The sequence below is a fragment of the Pseudomonas typographi genome (genome assembly GCF_014694385.1).
In the GTDB taxonomy this organism is placed as follows: domain Bacteria; phylum Pseudomonadota; class Gammaproteobacteria; order Pseudomonadales; family Pseudomonadaceae; genus Aquipseudomonas; species Aquipseudomonas typographi.
Window position 1 is genome coordinate 1 of record NZ_JAAOCA010000159.1, and the last position, 312, is coordinate 312.

Consider the following 312-nt stretch of genomic DNA (forward strand, 5'->3'; position numbering starts at 1 on the left):
TCGTCGACTGGATGTAATCGCCGATCTTCGCGCTGGTGATGGTGCCGTCGGCGATGAACGCCTGGCTGATGTACACCTGGCCGCTCTGGACCACAAAGGGCGTGAAGACTGTCCCCCCGGCGGTGGTACCAACGACGGCGAACCGGTCTGCCGATACCAAGAACTGGCTTTGCAGGCCCGCGCCAGTGTTCTCGATCCCCAGCCCAATCCCGGCCGCCACGTACTGGCCGTTGGTGGTGAGCTGCATCTTCACCGACCACATGGTCGAAAGTGTGCCGTCGGTACTGGCCTGGGCGGTGGCCACGGTCTGAA

The 312-nt window shown here is 63.5% G+C and carries 1 protein-coding gene; it reads right to left on the reverse strand.

Annotation, left to right across the window (positions count from 1 at the left end):
• Positions 1–312, reverse strand: a 312-nt coding sequence (locus tag HAQ05_RS28215; RefSeq protein WP_190427726.1) for a DUF1983 domain-containing protein, incomplete at both ends; no start/stop codon positions are given.